Source organism: Geodermatophilus sp. SYSU D01045 (assembly GCF_054050295.1).
In genome coordinates, this window is record NZ_JBJGZB010000035.1 from 19,674 (window position 1) to 38,571 (window position 18,898).

The window sequence follows — 18,898 nt, forward strand, 5'->3', positions numbered from 1 at the left end:
GCCGCAGGTGGCTGAGGACGGGACCGCCGGGGGCGCGGAGGACACCGCGCTGCGCGAGGTGGTGGCCGCCGAGCACGCGGCGGTGTGGGGGTACGGCGTCGTCGGGGCCGCGCTGCCGCCGGACGGCCGGACGCCCGCCGCCGACGCCGAGCAGGCCCACCGGGACGCCCGCGACCGCCTGGCGGGGCTGCTCGACGAGCGCGACGCCGACCCGGTGCCCGCCGAGGCGGGCTACGAGCTGCCCTTCCCGGTGCTCTCGCCGGTCGACGCCGCGGCCCTGGCGGTCGTGCTGGAGGACGGCGTGTCCGCGGCCTGGGTGGCGCTGCTCGACGCGGCGGAGGAGCCCGAGGTCCGGCAGCTCGCCGTCGACTCCCTGGGCGCCGCCGAGGAGCGCGCGGTGGCCTGGCGCACCGCGGCCGGCCGCACCCCGGTGACGTCGGCCCTGCCGGGCCTGCCCGAGGGCTAGCCCAGCGCGCCGAGGAAGGCGTCGGTGACGGCGACGGCGGCGCTGCTGGACTGCCCGCCCTCGACCAGCACCGCGAACGCGACGTCGCCCTGCGGGCCGCCGATCCGGTAGCCGGTGAACCAGCCGTGCGCGTCCGGCGGGGTGTTGCTGCCGAACTCGGCGGTGCCGGTCTTGCCGTAGACCTCGCCGCGGTCGGCCAGCGCCTGCGCGGTCCCGGTCAGCACGACCTGGCGCATCATCGGCCGCAGCTGGTCGAGCACGGCCTGGCCCGGACCGGCCGGCGCGGGGCCCGCGGGGTCGGCGTCGACCACCTCGACCGGCGCGGCCGGGGTGCCGCTGGCGACGCCCGCGGCCACGAGCGCCATCTGCGCCGGGCTCACGAGCACCTGGCCCTGGCCGATCGCGTCGGCGGCCTTCGTGGTGCCGGTGGCGTCGGCCGGGACGCTGCCGCTGAACACCTCGACCGGCAGCTGCCAGTCGCTGCCCACCCCGTAGGCGGCGGCCGCCGCGGCCAGGGCGTCGTCGGGCAGCTGCAGGCCGGCCTCGATGAAGGTGGTGTTGCAGGACTGCGCGAACGCCTCGGTGAACGGCACGGTGCCGAGGTCGAACTGGTCCTGGTTCTCGAACTCGCGGCCCTCGACGACCGTCGTCCCGGGGCAGGCGACCGGGGTGTCGGGGGTCAGCGCGCCCGCGGACAGCAGCGCCGTCGCCGTGATCGTCTTCATGCTCGAGCCCGGCGGGTACTGCCCGGTCAGGGCGTTGCCGGCCGCCGCGGCCTCGTTGGAGGAGACGGCCAGGACCTCCCCCGTGCCGGGCCGGACGACGACGAGGTGGGTCGGCAACGGCTGGGTGGCGACGGCGCCGTCGGCGGCGTCCTGCAGCGCGCGGACCAGCGGCGTCCGGACCGGCTCGCCGGGGACGGGGTCGACGGCGCCGACCTGCCGGCCGGCGTCGCCGGTGGACTCGTCGGTGCTCACCACGGAGACGGTGAAGCCCGGGGTGCCGGTGAGCTGCTCCTGGTAGGCGCGCTGCAGGCCGGAGAGGCCGAGCTGGTCCCCCGCGGCGTACACGGCGCCGTCGTCCCCGGTGGTCTCCTCGAGCACCTCGGCGGTGGCCGCGCCGATCCGGCCGAGCAGCGCGGAGGCGAACCGGGGCGACGGCGCGAGCAGCCGCGTCTCCGTGGGGAAGACGGCGCCGGGCAGGTCGAAGACCTGGGCGCGGATGGCCTCGAAGTCCGGCCGCCGCAGGGTGATGACGGGGACGAACTGGCCGGCCGGGGCGGCCTGGACGTCGGCGGTGATCTCCTCGGCGGGCACGTCGGTGGCCGCCGACAGCGCGGCGGCCAGCGACGGCAGGTCGGTGACCTGGCCGGTGTCGACGCCGACGTTGACGACCTCGGTCGGGGTGAACAGCGGCTGGCCGGCGGCGTCGGTGATCGCAGCGCGCTCGGGCAACGACCGGGTCAGTTGCAGGCGCTGGCCCTCCCCCAGCTCGGGGTGCACGAGGGTCGGCTCGGCGACCACCTGCCAGGCGTCCTCCCCCTCCCGCAGCTCGAGGGTGGCCTCGTAGGTCCAGTCGGGGGCCGCGGCGAGGTCCCAGGTGGCCGTCCAGCCGGCGGTGGCGGTGCCGTCCTCGACGGTGACGTCGCCGAGCTCGGCGCCGAGGGTCGCGTCGGGCAGGTCGGTGGCGGCCTGCTCGAGCAGCGCGGTGGCGGCTCCGGGGTCGGTGGTGGCGCCGGCCGCGGCGTCGGTGTCGCCGCCGGCCCAGTCGTCGAGGAAGGCCTGCGCGGCGGCGCGGACGTCGTCCTCGGAGCTGCCGGAGCAGGCGGCGAGGACCGGTGCGGAGAGGAGGGTGAGGACCGTGCCGAGGACCGCCGCGCGTCGTGCTGCCACGACGGGACACCCTCTCAGACCGGAGTGACGTTCCGGTGGTGACGTGCTGGAACGGCCTCCCCGCAGGGGCCCGTCACGAGCGTGCGAGTGAGGGGGGCGGGGAGGTCCTCCGTCAGAAGAGGACGCTGGCGTAGCGGCCGACCTCGCGGAACCCGACCCGGCGGTACACCGCGCGGGCGGGGGCGTTGTAGTCGTTGACGTAGAGGCTGACCACCGGGGCGATCATGGTGCGCGCGTACTCGACGACGGCGGCCATCCCGGCGGCGCCGATGCCGCGGCCGCGCATCTCGGGGGCGGTCCACACGCCCTGCACCTGGCAGGCCGCCCGCGACACCGCGCCGATCTCGGCCTTGAACAGCACCCGGCCGTCCTCGATCCAGGCCAGCGACTGGCCGGCGCGGACGAGGTCCTCGACGCGTGCCCGGTAGCCGACGCCGCCGTCGGTCCGCAGCGGGCTGACGCCGACCTCCTCGGTGAACATGGCCACCGCCGCGGGCAGCAGCACGTCGACCTCGCGCGGGCGCACCGGCCGGACCCGCGGCTCGGGGGCGATCGCCGGCGGGCCCTCGATGGCCAGGAGCGGCTGCCGGGGCCGGTGGTCGCGGCACGGGCCCCACACGGGCTCGAGCAGCTCCCACAGCGGGTCGACGGCCGTGGCCGGCCCGACGATCGTCGAGCAGCGGCGGCCGGCCCGGCGGGCGCGCTCGGCGAACGCCTCCGCCGCGGCCTGCTCGGCGCCGGGGACGGCGAACGGGATCAGGTTGGCCCCGGCCAGGCAGACGGCGTCGAGGCTGCGGCCGGTGCCCATCCCCCACAGCGGCGCCCCCAGGGTCGACGGCGCGGTGCCGGCCACCTCCACGCGCCCGGCCAGGACGCAGGCCCCGACCGGGTCGGAGGCCAGCAGCCGGCGGACGGCCGGCTCGTCGGTCTCGTCGAGGACGCGGGCGGTCGGCGAGCGGAGCACGGATCTGACCCGGGAGGACGGACGGTGCGGCGGGTCAGCTGACGGTGACGACGGGCGGGCCGGAGGGCGTGCCGGCGTCGACCTGCTCGCCGGCGATGCGCATGGCCTCCTCGATGAGCGTCTCGACGATCTGCGACTCGGGGACGGTCTTGACGACCTGGCCCTTGACGAAGATCTGCCCCTTGCCGTTGCCCGACGCCACGCCGAGGTCGGCCTCGCGGGCCTCGCCGGGACCGTTGACGACGCAGCCCATGACGGCGACCCGCAGCGGCACCTCGAGCCCGTCGAGGCCGGCGGTCACCTCGTTCGCCAGTTTGTAGACGTCGACCTGCGCGCGGCCGCACGAGGGGCAGCTGACGATCTCCAGGCCGCGCTGGCGCAGGTTCAGCGACTCCAGGATCTGGGTGCCGACCTTGACCTCCTCGACCGGCGGCGCCGAGAGCGAGACGCGGATGGTGTCGCCGATGCCCTGGGACAGCAGCGCGCCGAACGCGACGGCGGACTTGATCGTCCCCTGGAACGCGGGCCCGGCCTCGGTGACGCCGAGGTGCAGCGGGTAGTCGCACTGCGCGGCCAGCAGCTCGTAGGCGCGCACCATGACCACCGGGTCGTTGTGCTTGACCGAGATCTTGATGTCGCGGAAGTCGTGCTCCTCGAACAGCGAGCACTCCCACAGCGCCGACTCGACCAGCGCCTCCGGCGTGGCCTTCCCGTACTTGGCCAGCAGCCGCTTGTCGAGCGAGCCGGCGTTCACGCCGATGCGGATCGGGATGCCGGCGTCCTTGGCCGCCTTGGCGATCTCGCCGACCCGGTCGTCGAACTTCTTGATGTTGCCGGGGTTGACGCGCACCGCGGCGCAGCCGGCGTCGATCGCGGCGAACACGTAGCGCGGCTGGAAGTGGATGTCGGCGATGACCGGGATCTGCGACTTCTTCGCGATCGCCGGCAGCGCCTCGGCGTCGTCGGTGTCCGGGACGGCCACGCGCACGATCTGGCAGCCCGAGGCGGTCAGCTCGGCGATCTGCTGCAGCGTCGCGTTGACGTCCGCGGTCTTCGTCGTCGTCATCGACTGCACGCTGACCGGGTGGTCGCTGCCGACCCCCACGTTCCCGACCATCAGCTGGCGGGTCTTGCGCCGGGGCGCGAGGACGGGCGGGGGCGCAGCGGGCATGCCGAGGCCGACGACGGTGGACATGCCCCGAGTATCCCCGTTCCGCGCAGGTCGGTGCCGACGCCTACCGGAGTGTGATCGGGTTGACCACGTCGGCGATGAGCAGCAGCCCCGACAGCGCGATGAACAGCCCCGCGACGATGTAGGCGACCGGCATGAGCCGGGCGATGTCGAACGGGCCGGGGTCGGGCCGGCCGCGCCAGCGGGCGACCACCGAGCGGGCCTTCTCGTACAGCGCCCCGGCCACGTGCCCGCCGTCGAGCGGGTAGATCGGCAGCAGGTTGAACAGGAACAGCACGAGGTTGACGCTGGCCAGCAGGCCGAGGAAGAAGCTCAGCTTCTCGGCGCCGCTGAACTCCTGGATGGCGAAGACCTCCCCGGAGATCCGGCCGACGCCGACGACGCCGATCGGGCCGTTCGCGTCGCGCTCCTCGCCGAGGAAGGCGGCGCGGAACAGCTGCGGGACCCGCTCGGGGATCTCCACCAGCCGCTGCACCGACTGGGACACGACCATGCCGAAGTAGCCGGGCAGGTCGGACACCGACTGGCGGGCGAAGCCGAACACCGGGCTGACGCCGAGGTAGCCGGCGGTCATCGTGCCCTCGCCGTCGTCGGTGGCGACCACGTTCTCGATCGGGGTGACGGTGAGCTCCCGGCTCTGCCCGTCGCGCTCGACGGTGAGGGTCAGCGGCTCCCCCGCCGAGCCGCGGATCGCCTGCTGCACCGTGGTCCAGCTGTCGTAGCCGGTCGGGTCGAGCGACCGGCCGTCGATCGCGACGATCGTGTCGCCCGGCCGCAGCCCGGCCTGGGCGGCGGGGCTGGCCACCGGCGTCGCGCACCCGGGGGCGCCCTCCTCGCAGACCTGCCCGGCGTCGGCGCCGCTGGTGACGATCGGGATCCGGCACACGTCGCGGCCCTGCTCGTCGGCGACGGCGATGCTCTCCGCGCCGGCGGGGACGACGCAGGCGGGGACGGTGTCGAGCTGGGTGGTGATGACGTTGGTGCCGATCGCGGTGAGCGTGATCGCGAAGAACACGACCGCGAGCACCAGGTTGTGGAACGGCCCGGCGAACATGACGACCACGCGCTGCCACCAGGGCTTGGCGTAGAAGACCCGGCCGGCGTCGCTGGGCCGGACGTCGTCGAGGGCCTGGCCGCGCACCTCGGCGATGAACGTCCGCATGCGGGTGGCGCGCTTGCTCTCGCCCTCCTCGGCCGGCGGGATCATGCCGACGATGCGGATGTAGCCGCCGAGCGGGACGGCCTTGATGCCGTACTCGGTCTCGCCGCGCGTCCGGGAGAACACCGTCGGGCCGAAGCCGACCATGAACTGCGGCACGCGCATGCCGAACTTCCGCGCCCAGTAGAAGTGGCCGTACTCGTGGAAGCCGATGCTGAACAGCAGGCCGACCGCGAACGCGACGATCCCGAGGACCGTCAGGAGGATGCTCAGCTCGGGCCTCCGGCGAGAGCGGCGCGGGCGTGCTGCCGGGCCCAGCGCTCCGCGGCCAGCACGTCGTCCACGCAGGTGGGGGCGCCGAGGTCCGGCGCGGCGTCGAGGGTACGCGCGACCAGGCCGACGACGTCCGGGAAACGCAGCCGTCCGGCGAGGAAGGCGGCGACCGCCTCCTCGTTGGCCGCGTTGTACAGCGCCGGGACGACGCCGCCGGCCTCACCCGACGCGCGCGCGAGGCGCACCGCCGGGAACGCGTCGGCGTCCAGCGGCGCGAACTCCCAGGTGCTCGCCGTCGACCAGTCCAGCGCCGGCTGCACGTGCGGCAGCCGGTCGGGCCAGGCCAGCGCCAGCGCGATCGGCAGCCGCATGTCCGGCGGGCTGGCCTGGGCGATCGTCGCGCCGTCGGAGAAGGTGACCATCGAGTGCACGATCGACTGCGGGTGCACCACGACGTCGATGTCGGCGTAGGGCACGCCGAACAGCAGGTGCGCCTCGATCAGCTCCAGGCCCTTGTTGACCAGCGTGGCCGAGTTGACCGTGACCACCGGGCCCATGGCCCAGGTGGGGTGCGCCAGCGCCTGCTCGACGGTGACGTCGGCGAGGTCGGCGGCGCTGCGCCCGCGGAACGGGCCGCCGCTGGCGGTGAGCACCAGCCGGGCGACCTCGCCGCGCGCGCCGCCGCGCAGGCACTGCGCCAGCGCCGAGTGCTCGGAGTCGACCGGCACCAGCTGGCCGGGCGCGGCCGCGGCGGTGACCAGGTCCCCGCCGGCGACCAGGGACTCCTTGTTGGCCAGCGCGACGACGTTGCCGGCCCGCAGCGCGGCGAGCGTGGGCCCCAGCCCGATCGAGCCGGTGATCCCGTTGAGGACGACGTCGGCGGGGCGGGCGGCGAGCTCCTCGGCGGCGCGCGGCCCGGCGAGGATCTCCGGCAGCGCGTACTCGCCCCGCGCCCAGCCCCGCTGGGAGGCCGCCGCGTAGAAGGCCAGCTGCAGGTCCTGGGCGGCCGTCGCGCGGGCCACCGCCACCGTGCGGACACCGAGGGTCAGCGCCTGCTCGGCCAGCCGGGCGACGTCGCCCCCGCCGGCGGCCAGCGCGGTGATCCGCAGCCGGCCGGGGTTCTGCTCGGCGACCGCGATCGCCTGCCGGCCGATCGACCCGGTCGAGCCCAGCACGGTGACCTCGCGCGGCTCGCTCATGAGCGGCATCCTCCCCGACGCGCGGGGCGACCCGCCCACCCCACCTCGACCGGTGACCCGACGGAGGGGCTGGCAGGATGAGGGGCGTGAGCGAGCACTCCGGCCCCGGGGTCCGTCAGGACAACCCGTTGACCACGCGCGTCAACCAGCCCAACCGCGAGGAGGGCGTCGTCCGTGCCGGGGAGCACCCGGTCGAGGAGGAGCGGCCCGAGGACTGGGGCTGGCACGCCCGCAGCGGCAAGTGGGCGCAGATCGCCGGCTGGCTGACCGTGCTGGTCATGCTGTCCTACACGTGGGGCAACCACGAGGGCCGCATGGAGGACCTGTGGCTGTTCGGCATCGCCGCCGGCCTGGTCGTGGTGCTGCTCTGGGACCTGCACCGCAAGCGCACCGCCTGGCGCAGGTAGCCCGCACCGACACCCGACGCCCGATCCGGCTCCCGCCGGGTCGGGCGTCGTCGTTCGGGGGTCGTCGTTCCGGGGTCGCTGTCTCAGGTGGCCGCGACGCCGATCGCCGCGCCGATGGCGTACGTCGCTCCCGCCGCGAGCGCGCCGAAGAGCAGCTGCCGCAGGGCCGCCGACCACCAGGACCGCGGGGTGAAGCGCGAGGACAGCGCCCCGGCCGCGGCCAGGCCCACCGCGCCGCAGACCAGCGCCGCGGCGAGGACCGAGAACCCGAGCAGGTAGGGCAGCAGCGGGATCACCGCGCCGGTGGCGAAGGTGAGGAACGAGGAGACCGCCGCGGTCCACGGCGAGGGCTTGTCGGCCGGGTTCAGGCCGAGCTCGGCGACCACGTGCAGCCGCAGCGCCGTGTCGGGGTCGCGGTGCAGCTGGACGGCGACCCGCTCGGCGAGGTCGGCGTCGACGCCCCGCACCCGCAGCATCTCCACCAGCTCGGCGAGCTCGCCCTGGGGGTTGCGCGCGAGCTCGCGGCGCTCCTTCTCCACCTCGAGGTCGAGCTGCTCGTTCTGCGTGCTGACCGAGGTGTACTCCCCCAGCGCCATCGAGATCGCGCCGGCGACCAGGCTGGCGACGCCGGAGAGCACGATCGCGTGCGACGAGGCACCGCCACCGCCGACGCCCGCGACCAGGGCGGTGTTGGTCACCAGCCCGTCCATCGCACCGAAGACGGCGGCCCGCAGCCACCCACCCGAGACGTCGGCGTGGCTGTGCTCGTGCGCCTCGGCGGTCGGGACCTCGGCGCTCACACGGCGGCCCCGGTGCTCACGCGTCCGCCTCGGCCCCGAGCTCGACCGGCGGCTCCAGCGCCGGGACCGGCGTGGCCACGGTCGGCACGCCCACCCCGTCGTCAGCAGCGCGGTCGGCCGCGGCGAGCTGGCCACAGGCGCCGTCGATGTCCTGGCCGCGGGTGTCGCGGACCGTCGTCGGCACCCCGTGCGCGCGCAGCCGCGCCACGAACTCCCGCTGGGCGGGCAGCGGGCTGGCGTCCCAGGGGCTGCCCGGCGTGGGGTTGAGCGGGATGAGGTTGACGTGCGCGAGCCGCTTCGCCAGCAGCCGGCCGAGCAGGTCGGCGCGCTCGGGCTGGTCGTTCACGTCGCGGATGAGCGCGTACTCCACCGAGTAGCGGCGTCCGGTGCGCGCGGCGTAGGCGTCGGCTGCGTCGACGACCTCGGCCACCTTGTACCGGGTGTTGATGGGCACGAGCGTGTCGCGCAGCTCGTCGTCGGGAGCGTGCAGGCTCACCGCGAGGGTGACACCCAGGCCCTCCTCGGTCAGCCGCCGGATCGCCGGCACCAGGCCCACCGTGGAGACGGTGACCGACCGCTGCGACAGGCCCAGCCCCCACGGCGCGGAGGTGAGCAGCGCGTCCAGCGTGCGGCGGACCCGGGCGTAGTTGGCCAGCGGCTCGCCCATGCCCATGAAGACGACGTTGGACAGCCGCCCCGGCCCGCCGGGGATCTCCCCCGACGCCATGGCCGCGGCGGCGGCGACCGCCTGGCCGATGATCTCGGCGGCCGACAGGTTGCGGGTCAGCCCGTTCTGGCCGGTGGCGCAGAAGGGGCAGGCCATGCCGCAGCCGGCCTGGCTGGAGATGCAGACGGTGGCCCGGTCGGGGTAGCGCATGAGCACGCTCTCGACCAGCGCGCCGTCGTGCAGCCGCCACAGCGTCTTGCGGGTGCGCCCGCCGTCGGCCGACTGGTGGCGCACGGGCGTGAGCAGGCCCGGCAGCAGCGCCCCGGACAGCGTCTCGCGCACCGCGGCGGGCAGGTCGGTCATCTGCGCCGGGTCGGTGGTGCCGCGGAAGAAGTGCCGGGCGAGCTGGTCGGCGCGGAACGCCGGCTGCCCGAGCCCGGCGACGGCGGCGCGCGCCTCCTCGCGGGTGAGGTCGGCGAGGTGGCGCGGCGGCTTGCCCCGGCGGGGGGCGTCGAGGACGAGCGGCAGGGCAGTCATGACCGGTCCATCGTCCCACCCCTCCGCCGGGCGTGGGCCGCCGCGCGGGTGAGGTCGCTCGCTCAGGGCTCCCCTGTGTCCGTCGACCCGGCGGTGGGCACCGGGGACCCGGGGACCGGCACGGGGCTCGGCACGGGGCTGGGTCCGAGGACCGGCGTGGTGGTCGCGTCGCCGCCGTCCGGGTCCGTCTGCGGGCTCTCCGTCGGCGTCGAGGGTGGCGCAGGCGACGGGCTGGAGGTCGACGGCGTCGGTGACGCCGTGGTCTCACCGTCCTCGACCGGCCCGGTCGGCGTGGGCGTGACCTCGGTGGTCGTCGGGGCCGGATCCGTCACCACGGCCGTCGGCTCGGCGGGCGGCGGCACCGGGACGGGGTCCGGCGTCGCCGACGGGACGGGGGCGACGACCGTGGGCAGCGGCGCGTCCGGGACCGTCACCGGGGAGGGCGTCGCGTGCGTCTCGACCGGGGCCAGGACGGGGTCCGTCCGCGGCGCGGACGTGGTCGGCGCGGGCACGCTGCTCGTCGGGGCCAGGGGGACGACGCCGGCGACGGCGGACGGCCGCGGCACCGGGACGGCCCGGGTCGGCGCCGCGACGGCCGGCGGCGGCGTGGACTGCACGGCCGCCGTCGGGACCGGGCCGGACGAGGCACCCGCCAGCAGGACCGCACCGGTGACGCCGCAGGCGGCGAGCACGCCCAGCGCCACGGCGACGCCGACCCGGCGCCGGGGCCGCACCCGCGGGCGGACGACGACCCGCGGCACCACGACCTCGGTCATCGCCGGGACCGCCGGCCCGCCGTCCCCGGCGCCGCTCCCCTCCGGGGCGGCCTCCCCGGCAGCGGCGCCGTCCGGGACCTCGACCACCGGCGGACCGTCGTCCGGGACCTCGTCGTCCAGGACCTCGACCACCGGCACCTCGACCACCGGCACCTCGACCACCGGCACCTCGTCGACCGAAGCCTCGTCCACCGAAGCCTCGCCCACCGGGACTCCACCGCTCGGCGCCTCGTCCTCGGGGGCGTCGTCCTCGGGGGCGTCCTCGGGGGCGTCCTCGGGGGCGTCGTCCTCGGGGGCGCCGTCCTCGTCGGCCGCCTCGGGGTCGGGCTCGTTCACCCAGCCGGGCAGCCACTCCCCCCACAGCTCGACCGGGGACCCGGTCTCCTCGGGGTCACCGGGGTCGCCGTCCTGCCGCGCCGTCATCCCACCTCGCTGTCACTCACGGTAATCCAACACTCACCCCGTGGAGTGGTCATCGTGCCCGACCGACCCGGCGCGGTGCCGGAGGCGCGGCCGGGCGGCGCAGTGCGGCCCGCTAGCGTCGGCCGGGTGTCCGAGGCCGAGCGCGCACCCGCCCCGCTCGACACGGTCGGCGTCGGCCCGTGGGAGGGGCCGTGGCCGGAGGACCCGCGCTACGACCCCGAACTGCTCGCGCACGGCGACCGGCGCAACGTCGTCGACCGGTACCGCTACTGGACCGTCGAGGCGATCGTCGCCGACCTCGACCCGCGCCGGCACGGCTTCCACGTCGCCATCGAGAACTGGCGGCACGACCTGAACATCGGGACGGTCGTGCGCACGGCCAACGCCTTCCTCGCCGCGGAGGTGCACGTCGTCGGCCGGAAGCGGTGGAACCGCCGGGGCGCGATGGTCACCGACCGGTACCTGACCGTGCGGCACCACCCCGACGCCGCCGCGCTCGGCGCCTGGGCGCGGGAGCGGGGGGTGCCGGTGCTCGCCGTCGACAACCTCCCCGGCGCCCGGCCGATCGAGACCGCCGTCCTCCCCCGGGCCTGCGTGCTGCTGTTCGGGCAGGAGGGCACCGGGCTGTCGGAGGAGGCGCAAGCGGTGGCCGACGACGTCCTGTCCATCGCCCAGTTCGGCTCCACCCGCTCGGTCAACGCGGGCGTCGCCGCGGGGATCGCCATGCACGCCTGGATCCGCCAGCACGCGCAGCTGCCGACCTGACAGCCCGGCCCGCGTACGCCACTCTCTGCGGGGTGGGCCGACTCGACGACGTGGACCTCACCCTCCGGCTGGGCAAGCGCGAGGCCAAGGAACAGCTGGCCGCCGCGCAGCAGCGCCTGGTGCACCTGCGGCTGTTCCTCGGCGGGCAGCTGGGCACCCCGCTCGGGCCGCCGGTCTGCGTGCTGTTCGAGGGGTGGGACGCCTCGGGCAAGGGCGGCGCGATCAAGCGGCTGGTCGACGAGCTGGACCCCCGGCACGTCCGGGTGGCCCAGTTCGCCGCCCCCACCCCGACCGAGAAGCGGCACCACTTCCTCTGGCGGTTCTGGCCCGTGCTGCCCGGCTGGGGCGGCATGGCCGTCCTCGACCGCACCTGGTACGGCCGGGTGCTGGTCGAGCGGGTGGAGGGGTTCGCCAGCGAGGAGGCGTGGCAGCGGGCCTACGGCGAGATCGTGGACCTCGAGACGACCCTGGCCGCCGAGGGCATGGTCCTGGTCAAGTTCTGGCTGCACGTCTCGCCCGAGGAGCAGCTGCGCCGCTTCGAGTCCCGCGCGGACGACCCCTACCGCGCGTGGAAGCTCACCGACGAGGACTGGCGCAACCGGGAGAAGCGCGCGGCCTACGAGGCCGCCGTCGAGGAGATGCTCGAGCGCACCGACCACCCGGCGGGCCGGTGGACGCTGGTCGCCGGCGACGACAAGCGGTGGGCGCGGGTGGCCGTCGTCCGCGCCGTCTGCGAGGCGATCGAGCAGGCGCTGGCCGCGCGCGGGATCGACCCCGACGAGACACCGGGGGCATGAGCGTCCTCGTCCACCTGTGCGCCCCGGCCGACTGGCGCGCGGCGCTGTCCGCCGGCTCGCTGCCGCCCGCCGGGGCGCCGTTCGTGCACCTGTCGCGCCCCGAGCAGGTGCACCTGCCGGCCGCGCGGCTGTTCCCGGGCCGCCGGGACCTGGTGCTGCTGGTCGTCGACCCCGCGCGCCTGACCGACCCGGTGGTCGAGGAGCCCGGTGTCGCCACCGACCCGGCGGGCACGCGCTTCCCGCACCTGTACGGCCCCCTCCCGACGGCGGCGGTGGTCGCGGTCGTGCCGTACCGCCCGCCGGTGCCGCCGGTCCTGCCCGCGCCGGACGACGCGCGGGGCCGGGCGCTGGCGCACGGGCTGTCGCTGCGGACCCGGCGGGCCGCCGAGGTGCGCGACGTCCCCGGCGGGGTCGCCGTCCTCGACCCGCGCTTCGCGCACTCCCGCGACGACAACCGGCTGGTGCTCGACGACCCGGTCGACGCCGCGACGGTGGCGCGGGCCGCCGGGGAGGTCGCGGCGGACGCCGGCTGGCCGGCCCGGGCGGCGCTGCTGCGCTGGCCCGGTGCCGGCGCGGTCGCCGGCGAGCTGGCCGCGGCCGGCTGGGAGGCCGGGGAGCTGCTGCTCATGGCCCGTCCCGCCACCCCGGGCCTGCCCGGCGCCGAGCGGGCGGAGGTGGTCGCGCAGGAGGAGCTGCACCCGCTGTGGGAGGCGGGGTGGCGGCGCGACCTGGCCGGGATCCCCGACCTCGACGAGGTGGTCGCCCACCTGGTGGGCCGCGAGTCCCGCAACGACTGGGTCGTCGCGGTCAGCGACGTCGTCGTGCGGGAGGGCGGCCGGGTCGTGGCGGCCGGGCAGCTGCGGGTCGACGGCGCGACCGCGGCGGTCGAGTCGGTGATGACCGAGCCCGCCGCCCGCGGGCGCGGCCATGCCGACGCCGTCCTCGCCCGGCTGCTGGAGCTGGCCGCGGGCGCCGGTTGCGACCTCGTCGTCCTCGAGGCCGACGCCGGCGACTGGCCGCGCCACTGGTACGCCCGCCGCGGCTTCACCGTGGCCGGGTCCACGTGGGAGGTGAGCGCTCCCTGGCCGGCTCAGCCGGGCGGCGCGACCCAGGACAGCAGCAGGTAGGCCACCGCCGCCGAGGGCAGCAGGCTGTCGAGCCGGTCCATGATCCCGCCGTGGCCGGGCAGCAGGTTCCCCATGTCCTTGATGCCGAGGTCGCGCTTGATCAGCGACTCGCCGAGGTCGCCCACCGTCGCGGAGACCGCGAGCGCGACGCCGACGAGCGCGCCGCCCCACCACGGGCCGTCCAGGGCGAGCACGACGATCGGCGTGGCGACGGCGACGCAGGCCACCACCGACCCGGCCATGCCCTCCCACGACTTCTTCGGGCTCACCGACGGCGCCATGGGGTGCCGGCCGAACAGCACGCCCGCGGTGTAGCCGCCGACGTCGTTGGCGACCACGGTGGCGATGAACGCGAGCACCCGCGCGACGCCGTCGTCGGGGACGAGCAGCAGGACCGCGAAGCCGGCCAGCAGCGGCACGTACAGGGTGACCAGCACGCCGGCGGCGGCGTCGCGGCGGTAGTCCTCGGGACCGTCGCCGAGCCGCCAGAGCAGCACCGAGACGACGGTGAGGAGGAAGCCGACGACGAGGCCGTCGGGGCCTCGGGTCCAGGCCAGCACCAGCATCGCGACGGCGCCGACCAGCACCGGGGCGAGCGGCGGCCGGGCGCCGCCGGCCTCGAGCGCGCGGACCAGCTCGACGATGCCGACGAGGATCGCCGCGACGACGACCAGCAGGAACGCCGGCCGGTGGACCAGCAGCGAGGCGAGGATGACCGCGCCGAGGCCCAGGCCCACGCCGACGGCGGCGACCAGGTCGCGCCCGGCCCGGCCGCCCTTCCGCTCCTCCGGTGCGGCTGCGGCGGCGTCGTCGGAAGCGGCGTCGTCGGAAGCGGTGTCGACGGAAGCGGCGTCGTCCGAAGCGGTGTCGTCGGAAGCGGTGTCGTCGGAAGCGGTGTCGCGGCCGCCCGGCGCGCCGGGGACCGGCGGGAGGGCGATCCCGGCGGCCGGGACGGCCATCTCCTGGGTGCCCGGGGTGGTGGCCCCCGGGGCCGTCGCGATCGGGCTGGTCGGCGGGGCCGCCGGCCGCAGCGGGCCGGGCGGTGGGGGCGGCGGCGAGGGACGCCGGACCACGGGGATCGGCCCGGTGTCGGCGTCCCCGGACGGGCCGGCCCCGGCGGCGTCGGGACGGGAGGTCATGGCAGGGGTGGGGGCGAGCGGCTCAGACCTCGAGCAGCTCGGCCTCCTTGTTCTTCACGGCCTCGTCGATGGCCGCGACGTGCTGGGCAGTGAGGTCGTCGAGCTCCTTCTCCGCGCGGCGCACGTCGTCCTCGCCGGCCTCGCCGTCCTTGGCGATCCGGTCGAGCTCCTCCTTGCTGCGGCGGCGCACGTTGCGGATGGCGACCTTGGCGTCCTCGCCCTTGGACCGGGCCTGCTTGACCAGGTCGCGGCGGCGCTCCTCGGTCAGCTGCGGGAAGACCACGCGGATGATCTGCCCGTCGTTGGTCGGGTTCACGCCCAGGTCGCTGTCGCGGATGGCCTTCTCGATGGCCGACAGCTGGCTGTTGTCGTAGGGCTTGATGACCGCCATGCGCGCCTCGGGCACCGTGATCGACGACATCTGCGGCACCGGGGTCGGGGCGCCGTAGTAGTCGACCAGGACCTTGTTGAACATCGAGGGCGCCGCGCGGCCGGTGCGCACCGAGCCGAGGTCCTCCCGCGCGACCGACAGGGCCTTGTCCATCCGCTCCTCGGCGTCGAGCAGGGTGTCGTCGATCACGGTCTCTCCTCCTGCGGCGGGATCGTCCCCGCCGTCGTCCTGCGGTGCGGCGTGCGCGTCTCGGCGCCCGCTCAGCTGATCAGCGTCCCGATCCTCTCACCTGCCACCGCCCGGGCGATGTTGCCGTTCTCCAGCAGGTTGAAGACCACGATCGGCATCTGGTTGTCCATGCACAGGCTGATCGCGGTGGCGTCGGCGACCTTGAGCTGGTCGGCGAGGACCGTGGCGTAGTCCAGCTCGTCGTACATGGTCGCCGCGGGGTTGGTGCGCGGGTCGTCGTCGTAGACGCCGTCGACGCCGTTCTTGGCCATGAGCAGCACCTGGCAGCCGATCTCCAGCGCGCGCTGCGCGGCGACGGTGTCGGTGGAGAAGTACGGCATGCCGGCGCCGGCGCCGAAGATGACCAGCCGGCCCTTCTCCAGGTGCCGGACGGCCTTGCGCGGGATGTAGGGCTCGGCGACCTGGCCCATGGTGATCGCCGTCTGCACCCGGGTCTCCAGGCCCACCTGCTCGCAGAACGCCTGCAGCGCCAGGCAGTTCATCACCGTGCCGAGCATGCCCATGTAGTCGGCGTGCCGGCGGTCCATGCCCGCCTGCGACAGCTCGGCGCCGCGGAAGAAGTTGCCCCCGCCGACGACGACGGCGACCTGCGTGCCGCCGTGGACGACCTCGGCCAGCTGGGTGGCGATGTCGTGGACGATGTCCGAGTCGACGCCGACGTTGCCGCCGCCGAAGGCCTCACCGGAGAGCTTGAGCAGCACCCGCTGGTAGCCGGCGCCGTCGGCCGGCTGGAAGGCGCTCGGGGCCGAGAGCGGCGGGTGGAGTGCCTCGGTCGTCTGCGTCGTGGCGGTCTCGGTCAACGGCTCTTCCCTCGCTCGACGTCGTTCTTCGTGATCCTGACAGAGTGCCCGGCGCTCGCCAGCCGGGCCCGGGCACCAGAAGGACCCCGCTGCCCCCCACGCCTCGCACCTTCGGCGCGGGCCCCTGCAGCGGGGCCGGACGGGGACAACGGGGTCCTTCTGTGCGGCTCGTCAGGCCTGGCCGACCTCGAAGCGGGCGAACCGCTGCACGGTCAGGCCGGCCTCGTCGATGACCTGCCTCACCGTGCGCTTGGGCTCGGTGATCGACGGCTGCTCGAGCAGGACGAAGTCCTTGTAGTACGCGTTGACCCGGCCCTCGACGATCTTGACGATCGCCTGCTCGGGCTTGCCCTCCTCCTTGGCCGTCTGCTCGGCGACCCGGCGCTCGGTCTCGACGGCCTCCGCGGGGACCTCCTCGCGGGACAGGAAGCGCGGGCGGGCGGCGGCGATGTGCATCGCCAGGGCCCGCGCGGCCTCCTCGTCGCCCCCCTGGTACTGGACGGCGACGCCGATGGCCGGGGGCAGGTCGGTGGCCCGCTTGTGCAGGTAGACCGCGGTCGGGCCCTCGAAGGTGGCGAAGCGGGAGAGGACGAGCTTCTCGCCGATGCGGGCGGACTCGGCCTCGATGAGCTTGGCGACCGTCTGGCCGTCGACCTCGGTCGCCATGAGCGCGTCGAGGTCGGCCGGCGACTGCTCGAGGACGATCTCGATGAGCCGCTCGGCCAGCGCGACGAAGTCGGCGTTCTTGGCGACGAAGTCGGTCTCGCAGTCGAGCTCGAGCAGTGCGCCGTGCTTGCTGACGACGATGCCGTTGGTCGTGGAGCGCTCGAGGCGCTTGCCGACGTCCTTGGCCCCCTTGATGCGCAGCAGCTCGATGGCCTTGTCGTACTCGCCGTCGGCCTCGGTCAGGGCCTTCTTGGCGTCCATCATGCCGGCGCCGGTGGCGTCGCGGAGGCGCTTGACGTCGGCAGCGGTGAAGGCGGGCATGTCACTTCCTCACGGGTCTGGAGTGGGTGGTGCGGACGTGCCACGGCGCCGCTGCCCGGCCCGGCGGGGGCTGGGCGGCGGCGCCGGCGGGGTCAGCCGTTCTGGGCGCCCTGGGTACCGGTGGAGGTGTCACCGGTGGCGGGCACGCCCGCGACGGGGGCGACCTCGTCGGCCGTGACGGCCGGCGGGGCCGCCGGGGTCTCCGGGAGCTGGGTGGCGCCGTCGGCCTGGCCGGTCAGCAGCTCGCGCTCCCAGTCCGGCAGCGGCTCGTCGCCACCGATGGCCTGCTCGCCGCCGTCCTCGCGGCCGGCGTTGGCCTGCGAGGCCGAGCGGGCCATGAGGCCGTCGGCGACGGCGTCGGCGATCACGCGGGTCAGGACGTTGATGGCGCGGATCGCGTCGTCGTTGCCCGGGATCTTGTAGTCGACCTCGTCGGGGTCGCAGTTGGTGTCGAGGATCGCGACGACCGGGATGCCCAGCTTGCGGGCCTCGCCGACGGCGATGTGCTCCTTCTTGGTGTCCACGATCCAGATGGCGCTGGGCACCTTCTGCATGTCGCGGATGCCGCCGAGGCTGCGCTCGAGCTTGGCCTTCTCGCGGGTCAGGCCCAGCTGCTCCTTCTTGGACAGGCCGGCCATGACGCCGGTCTGCTCCATGTCCTCGAGCTCCTTGAGCCGCTGGAGCCGCTTGTGGACGGTGGAGAAGTTGGTGAGCATGCCGCCCAGCCAGCGCTGGTTGACGTAGGGCATGCCGACGCGCTGCGCCTGCTCGGCGACGACCTCCTGCGCCTGGCGCTTGGTGCCGACGAACAGGATCGTGCCGCCGTGCGAGACGGTCTGCTTGACGAACTCGTAGGCCGAGTCGATGTACCCGAGCGTCTGCTGCAGGTCGATGATGTAGATGCCGTTGCGCTCGGTGAAGATGAAGCGCTTCATCTTCGGGTTCCAGCGACGGGTCTGGTGCCCGAAGTGGACGCCGCTGTCGAGCAGCTGCTTCATGCTGACGACTGCCATGGGGGCGCAGCCTCTCGTGCTCGCGCGCGGCCGCCCGGCGGCCGCGCTCCTCGGTTGACGCGGGCACCGGGTGGTGTCCCGCCCTGGCGTCCCGCGGCGCCACCGACCCGGGTGGACCGGGACCGAGGTGGGGCTGCCCCGCCGTGCTGGCGGGTGGAGGACGCGCGGAGTCGACCCGCGCAGACGGGTCGCACCGGACAGCATACGCGCCGGACGGGGCCGCCCCTCCCCCGCGTCCGGGCCGTCCACAGGTGCGCGGCCGGGGACCCGCGACCGTCCGCCGGCCGCGAGCCTCGACGGCGTGCCCGCCCGCCCGCTGCTCGCGCTCCTGCTGGTCTGCGCCGCCGTGCTCGGGCCGGCGCCCGCCGTCGCGGAGCCGGCCGCCCCGGTCGCCGCCGCCTGGACCGCACCGCTCGGCGGGCCGCCGGTCGTGACCCGGCCGTTCGCTCCCCCGCCCTCGACCTACGGTCCCGGGCACCGCGGCGCCGACCTGGCCGGTGCTCCCGGGGACGTCGTGGTGGCGGCCGGGGACGGCGTCGTCGTGTTCGCCGGGCGGGTGGCGGGCCGGCCGGTGGTCAGCGTCGACCACGCGGACGGGCTGCGGACCACCTACGAGCCGGTCGACCCCGCCGTCGCCGCCGGGCAGCGGGTCGCGCGCGGTTCCCCGCTGGGGACGCTGGCCACCGGGCACGCCGGCTGCCCGGCCGCGGCCTGCCTGCACTGGGGCCTGCGCCGCGGCGAGGCGTACCTGGACCCGCTGTCGCTGCTGCGCCCGCCGCGGGTCCGCCTGCTGCCGCCGGGCTGAGCGCGGCCCGGCCCGGGGGGCGCGGGGGGGGGGGCGGGGGGGGGGGGGGGGGGGGGGGGGGGGGGCTGGG

19 protein-coding genes are annotated in these 18,898 nt (G+C 75.6%); 6 read left to right on the forward strand and 13 right to left on the reverse strand.

Features of this window, described 5'->3' with window-relative positions:
* Positions 1–7 precede the first annotated feature (7 nt).
* Entirely contained in the window at positions 8–466 is a 459-nt protein-coding gene (locus ACI798_RS20890) for a ferritin-like domain-containing protein (RefSeq protein ID WP_457048861.1), read from the forward strand.
* Here the strand turns inward: ACI798_RS20890 and ACI798_RS20895 are convergent.
* From ACI798_RS20895 to dxr, 5 genes are all read right to left on the reverse strand, one after another.
* Positions 463–2,358: a penicillin-binding transpeptidase domain-containing protein gene (locus ACI798_RS20895; RefSeq protein ID WP_457048862.1), complete on the reverse strand. Its 1,896-nt coding sequence runs from the start codon at positions 2,356–2,358 to the stop codon at positions 463–465. The genes ACI798_RS20890 and ACI798_RS20895 overlap by 4 nt on opposite strands.
* 112 nt (positions 2,359–2,470) lie before the next feature.
* Positions 2,471–3,322: a GNAT family N-acetyltransferase gene (locus tag ACI798_RS20900; RefSeq protein WP_456943339.1), complete on the reverse strand. Its 852-nt coding sequence runs from the start codon at positions 3,320–3,322 to the stop codon at positions 2,471–2,473.
* 34 nt (positions 3,323–3,356) lie between these two features.
* The gene (gene ispG / locus ACI798_RS20905) at positions 3,357–4,517 is read right to left on the reverse strand and encodes a flavodoxin-dependent (E)-4-hydroxy-3-methylbut-2-enyl-diphosphate synthase (RefSeq protein WP_456943338.1); all 1,161 of its coding nucleotides are present in this window, start codon (positions 4,515–4,517) and stop codon (positions 3,357–3,359) included.
* A 40-nt stretch (positions 4,518–4,557) separates the two neighbouring features.
* On the reverse strand, positions 4,558–5,991 hold the full coding sequence (locus ACI798_RS20910; RefSeq protein WP_457048867.1) for a M50 family metallopeptidase: 1,434 nt from the start codon (positions 5,989–5,991) through the stop codon (positions 4,558–4,560).
* A complete protein-coding gene (gene dxr / locus ACI798_RS20915) occupies positions 5,943–7,145 on the reverse strand; it encodes a 1-deoxy-D-xylulose-5-phosphate reductoisomerase (RefSeq protein WP_456943337.1) in 1,203 nt (400 codons plus the stop codon). Before dxr ends, ACI798_RS20910 begins: the two co-directional genes overlap by 49 nt.
* An 86-nt stretch (positions 7,146–7,231) precedes the next feature.
* On the opposite strand from dxr, the gene ACI798_RS20920 reads away from it, so the two are divergent.
* Positions 7,232–7,552: a DUF2631 domain-containing protein gene (locus tag ACI798_RS20920; protein ID WP_456943336.1), complete on the forward strand. Its 321-nt coding sequence runs from the start codon at positions 7,232–7,234 to the stop codon at positions 7,550–7,552.
* Positions 7,553–7,635: 83 nt separating this feature from the next.
* On the opposite strand, the gene ACI798_RS20925 is transcribed toward ACI798_RS20920, so the two are convergent.
* From ACI798_RS20925 to ACI798_RS20935, 3 genes are all read right to left on the reverse strand, one after another.
* The gene (locus ACI798_RS20925; RefSeq protein ID WP_456943335.1) at positions 7,636–8,352 is read right to left on the reverse strand and encodes a VIT1/CCC1 transporter family protein; all 717 of its coding nucleotides are present in this window, start codon (positions 8,350–8,352) and stop codon (positions 7,636–7,638) included.
* A gap of 16 nt (positions 8,353–8,368) precedes the next feature.
* Positions 8,369–9,556 carry a 23S rRNA (adenine(2503)-C(2))-methyltransferase RlmN gene (gene rlmN / locus ACI798_RS20930; RefSeq protein ID WP_456943334.1) on the reverse strand — a complete coding sequence of 396 codons (1,188 nt, stop codon included), beginning with the start codon at positions 9,554–9,556 and terminating at the stop codon, positions 8,369–8,371.
* A 62-nt stretch (positions 9,557–9,618) separates the two neighbouring features.
* Entirely contained in the window at positions 9,619–10,755 is a 1,137-nt protein-coding gene (locus tag ACI798_RS20935; protein ID WP_456943333.1) for a hypothetical protein, read from the reverse strand.
* Positions 10,756–10,881: 126 nt separating this feature from the next.
* Here ACI798_RS20935 and ACI798_RS20940 point away from each other — a divergent pair, with 126 nt between their 5' ends.
* The 3 genes from ACI798_RS20940 to ACI798_RS20950 are packed head-to-tail and all read left to right on the forward strand — an operon-like array spanning position 10,882 to position 13,444.
* Positions 10,882–11,520 carry a TrmH family RNA methyltransferase gene (locus tag ACI798_RS20940; RefSeq protein ID WP_457048863.1) on the forward strand — a complete coding sequence of 213 codons (639 nt, stop codon included), beginning with the start codon at positions 10,882–10,884 and terminating at the stop codon, positions 11,518–11,520.
* A 32-nt stretch (positions 11,521–11,552) separates the two neighbouring features.
* Positions 11,553–12,317 (forward strand): polyphosphate kinase 2 family protein, encoded by a 765-nt coding sequence (locus ACI798_RS20945; RefSeq protein WP_456943331.1) that lies wholly within the window; start codon positions 11,553–11,555, stop codon positions 12,315–12,317.
* Positions 12,314–13,444 (forward strand): GNAT family N-acetyltransferase, encoded by a 1,131-nt coding sequence (locus ACI798_RS20950; RefSeq protein WP_457048864.1) that lies wholly within the window; start codon positions 12,314–12,316, stop codon positions 13,442–13,444. Before ACI798_RS20945 ends, ACI798_RS20950 begins: the two co-directional genes overlap by 4 nt.
* Here the strand turns inward: ACI798_RS20950 and ACI798_RS20955 are convergent.
* The 5 genes from ACI798_RS20955 to rpsB all read right to left on the reverse strand — a co-directional run bounded on the left by ACI798_RS20955 (position 13,408) and on the right by rpsB (position 18,023).
* Positions 13,408–14,583: a phosphatidate cytidylyltransferase gene (locus tag ACI798_RS20955; RefSeq protein WP_457048865.1), complete on the reverse strand. Its 1,176-nt coding sequence runs from the start codon at positions 14,581–14,583 to the stop codon at positions 13,408–13,410. The genes ACI798_RS20950 and ACI798_RS20955 overlap by 37 nt on opposite strands.
* A gap of 22 nt (positions 14,584–14,605) precedes the next feature.
* Positions 14,606–15,163 carry a ribosome recycling factor gene (gene frr, locus ACI798_RS20960; protein WP_456943328.1) on the reverse strand — a complete coding sequence of 186 codons (558 nt, stop codon included), beginning with the start codon at positions 15,161–15,163 and terminating at the stop codon, positions 14,606–14,608.
* A 71-nt stretch (positions 15,164–15,234) separates the two neighbouring features.
* Positions 15,235–16,023 (reverse strand): UMP kinase, encoded by a 789-nt coding sequence (gene pyrH / locus ACI798_RS20965; protein WP_456943327.1) that lies wholly within the window; start codon positions 16,021–16,023, stop codon positions 15,235–15,237.
* A gap of 171 nt (positions 16,024–16,194) precedes the next feature.
* Entirely contained in the window at positions 16,195–17,010 is an 816-nt protein-coding gene (gene tsf / locus ACI798_RS20970; protein ID WP_457048866.1) for a translation elongation factor Ts, read from the reverse strand.
* A gap of 92 nt (positions 17,011–17,102) precedes the next feature.
* On the reverse strand, positions 17,103–18,023 hold the full coding sequence (rpsB, locus tag ACI798_RS20975; RefSeq protein ID WP_456943326.1) for a 30S ribosomal protein S2: 921 nt from the start codon (positions 18,021–18,023) through the stop codon (positions 17,103–17,105).
* Between the two features lie 301 nt (positions 18,024–18,324).
* Between rpsB and ACI798_RS20980 the strand changes: the two genes are divergently transcribed.
* Entirely contained in the window at positions 18,325–18,828 is a 504-nt protein-coding gene (locus ACI798_RS20980; protein ID WP_456943325.1) for a peptidoglycan DD-metalloendopeptidase family protein, read from the forward strand.
* The last annotated feature ends 70 nt before the right edge of the window (positions 18,829–18,898 follow it).

Coding starts and splice junctions, on each gene's coding strand:
- ispG (WP_456943338.1), bottom strand. CDS start 4,517: ATGTCCACCGTCGTCGGCCTCGGCATGCCCGCTGCGCCCCCGCCCGTC.
- dxr (WP_456943337.1), bottom strand. CDS start 7,145: ATGAGCGAGCCGCGCGAGGTCACCGTGCTGGGCTCGACCGGGTCGATC.
- rlmN (WP_456943334.1), bottom strand. CDS start 9,556: ATGACTGCCCTGCCGCTCGTCCTCGACGCCCCCCGCCGGGGCAAGCCG.
- ACI798_RS20935 (WP_456943333.1), bottom strand. CDS start 10,755: ATGACGGCGCGGCAGGACGGCGACCCCGGTGACCCCGAGGAGACCGGG.
- ACI798_RS20950 (WP_457048864.1), top strand. CDS start 12,314: ATGAGCGTCCTCGTCCACCTGTGCGCCCCGGCCGACTGGCGCGCGGCG.
- ACI798_RS20955 (WP_457048865.1), bottom strand. CDS start 14,583: ATGACCTCCCGTCCCGACGCCGCCGGGGCCGGCCCGTCCGGGGACGCC.
- tsf (WP_457048866.1), bottom strand. CDS start 17,010: ATGCCCGCCTTCACCGCTGCCGACGTCAAGCGCCTCCGCGACGCCACC.
- rpsB (WP_456943326.1), bottom strand. CDS start 18,023: ATGGCAGTCGTCAGCATGAAGCAGCTGCTCGACAGCGGCGTCCACTTC.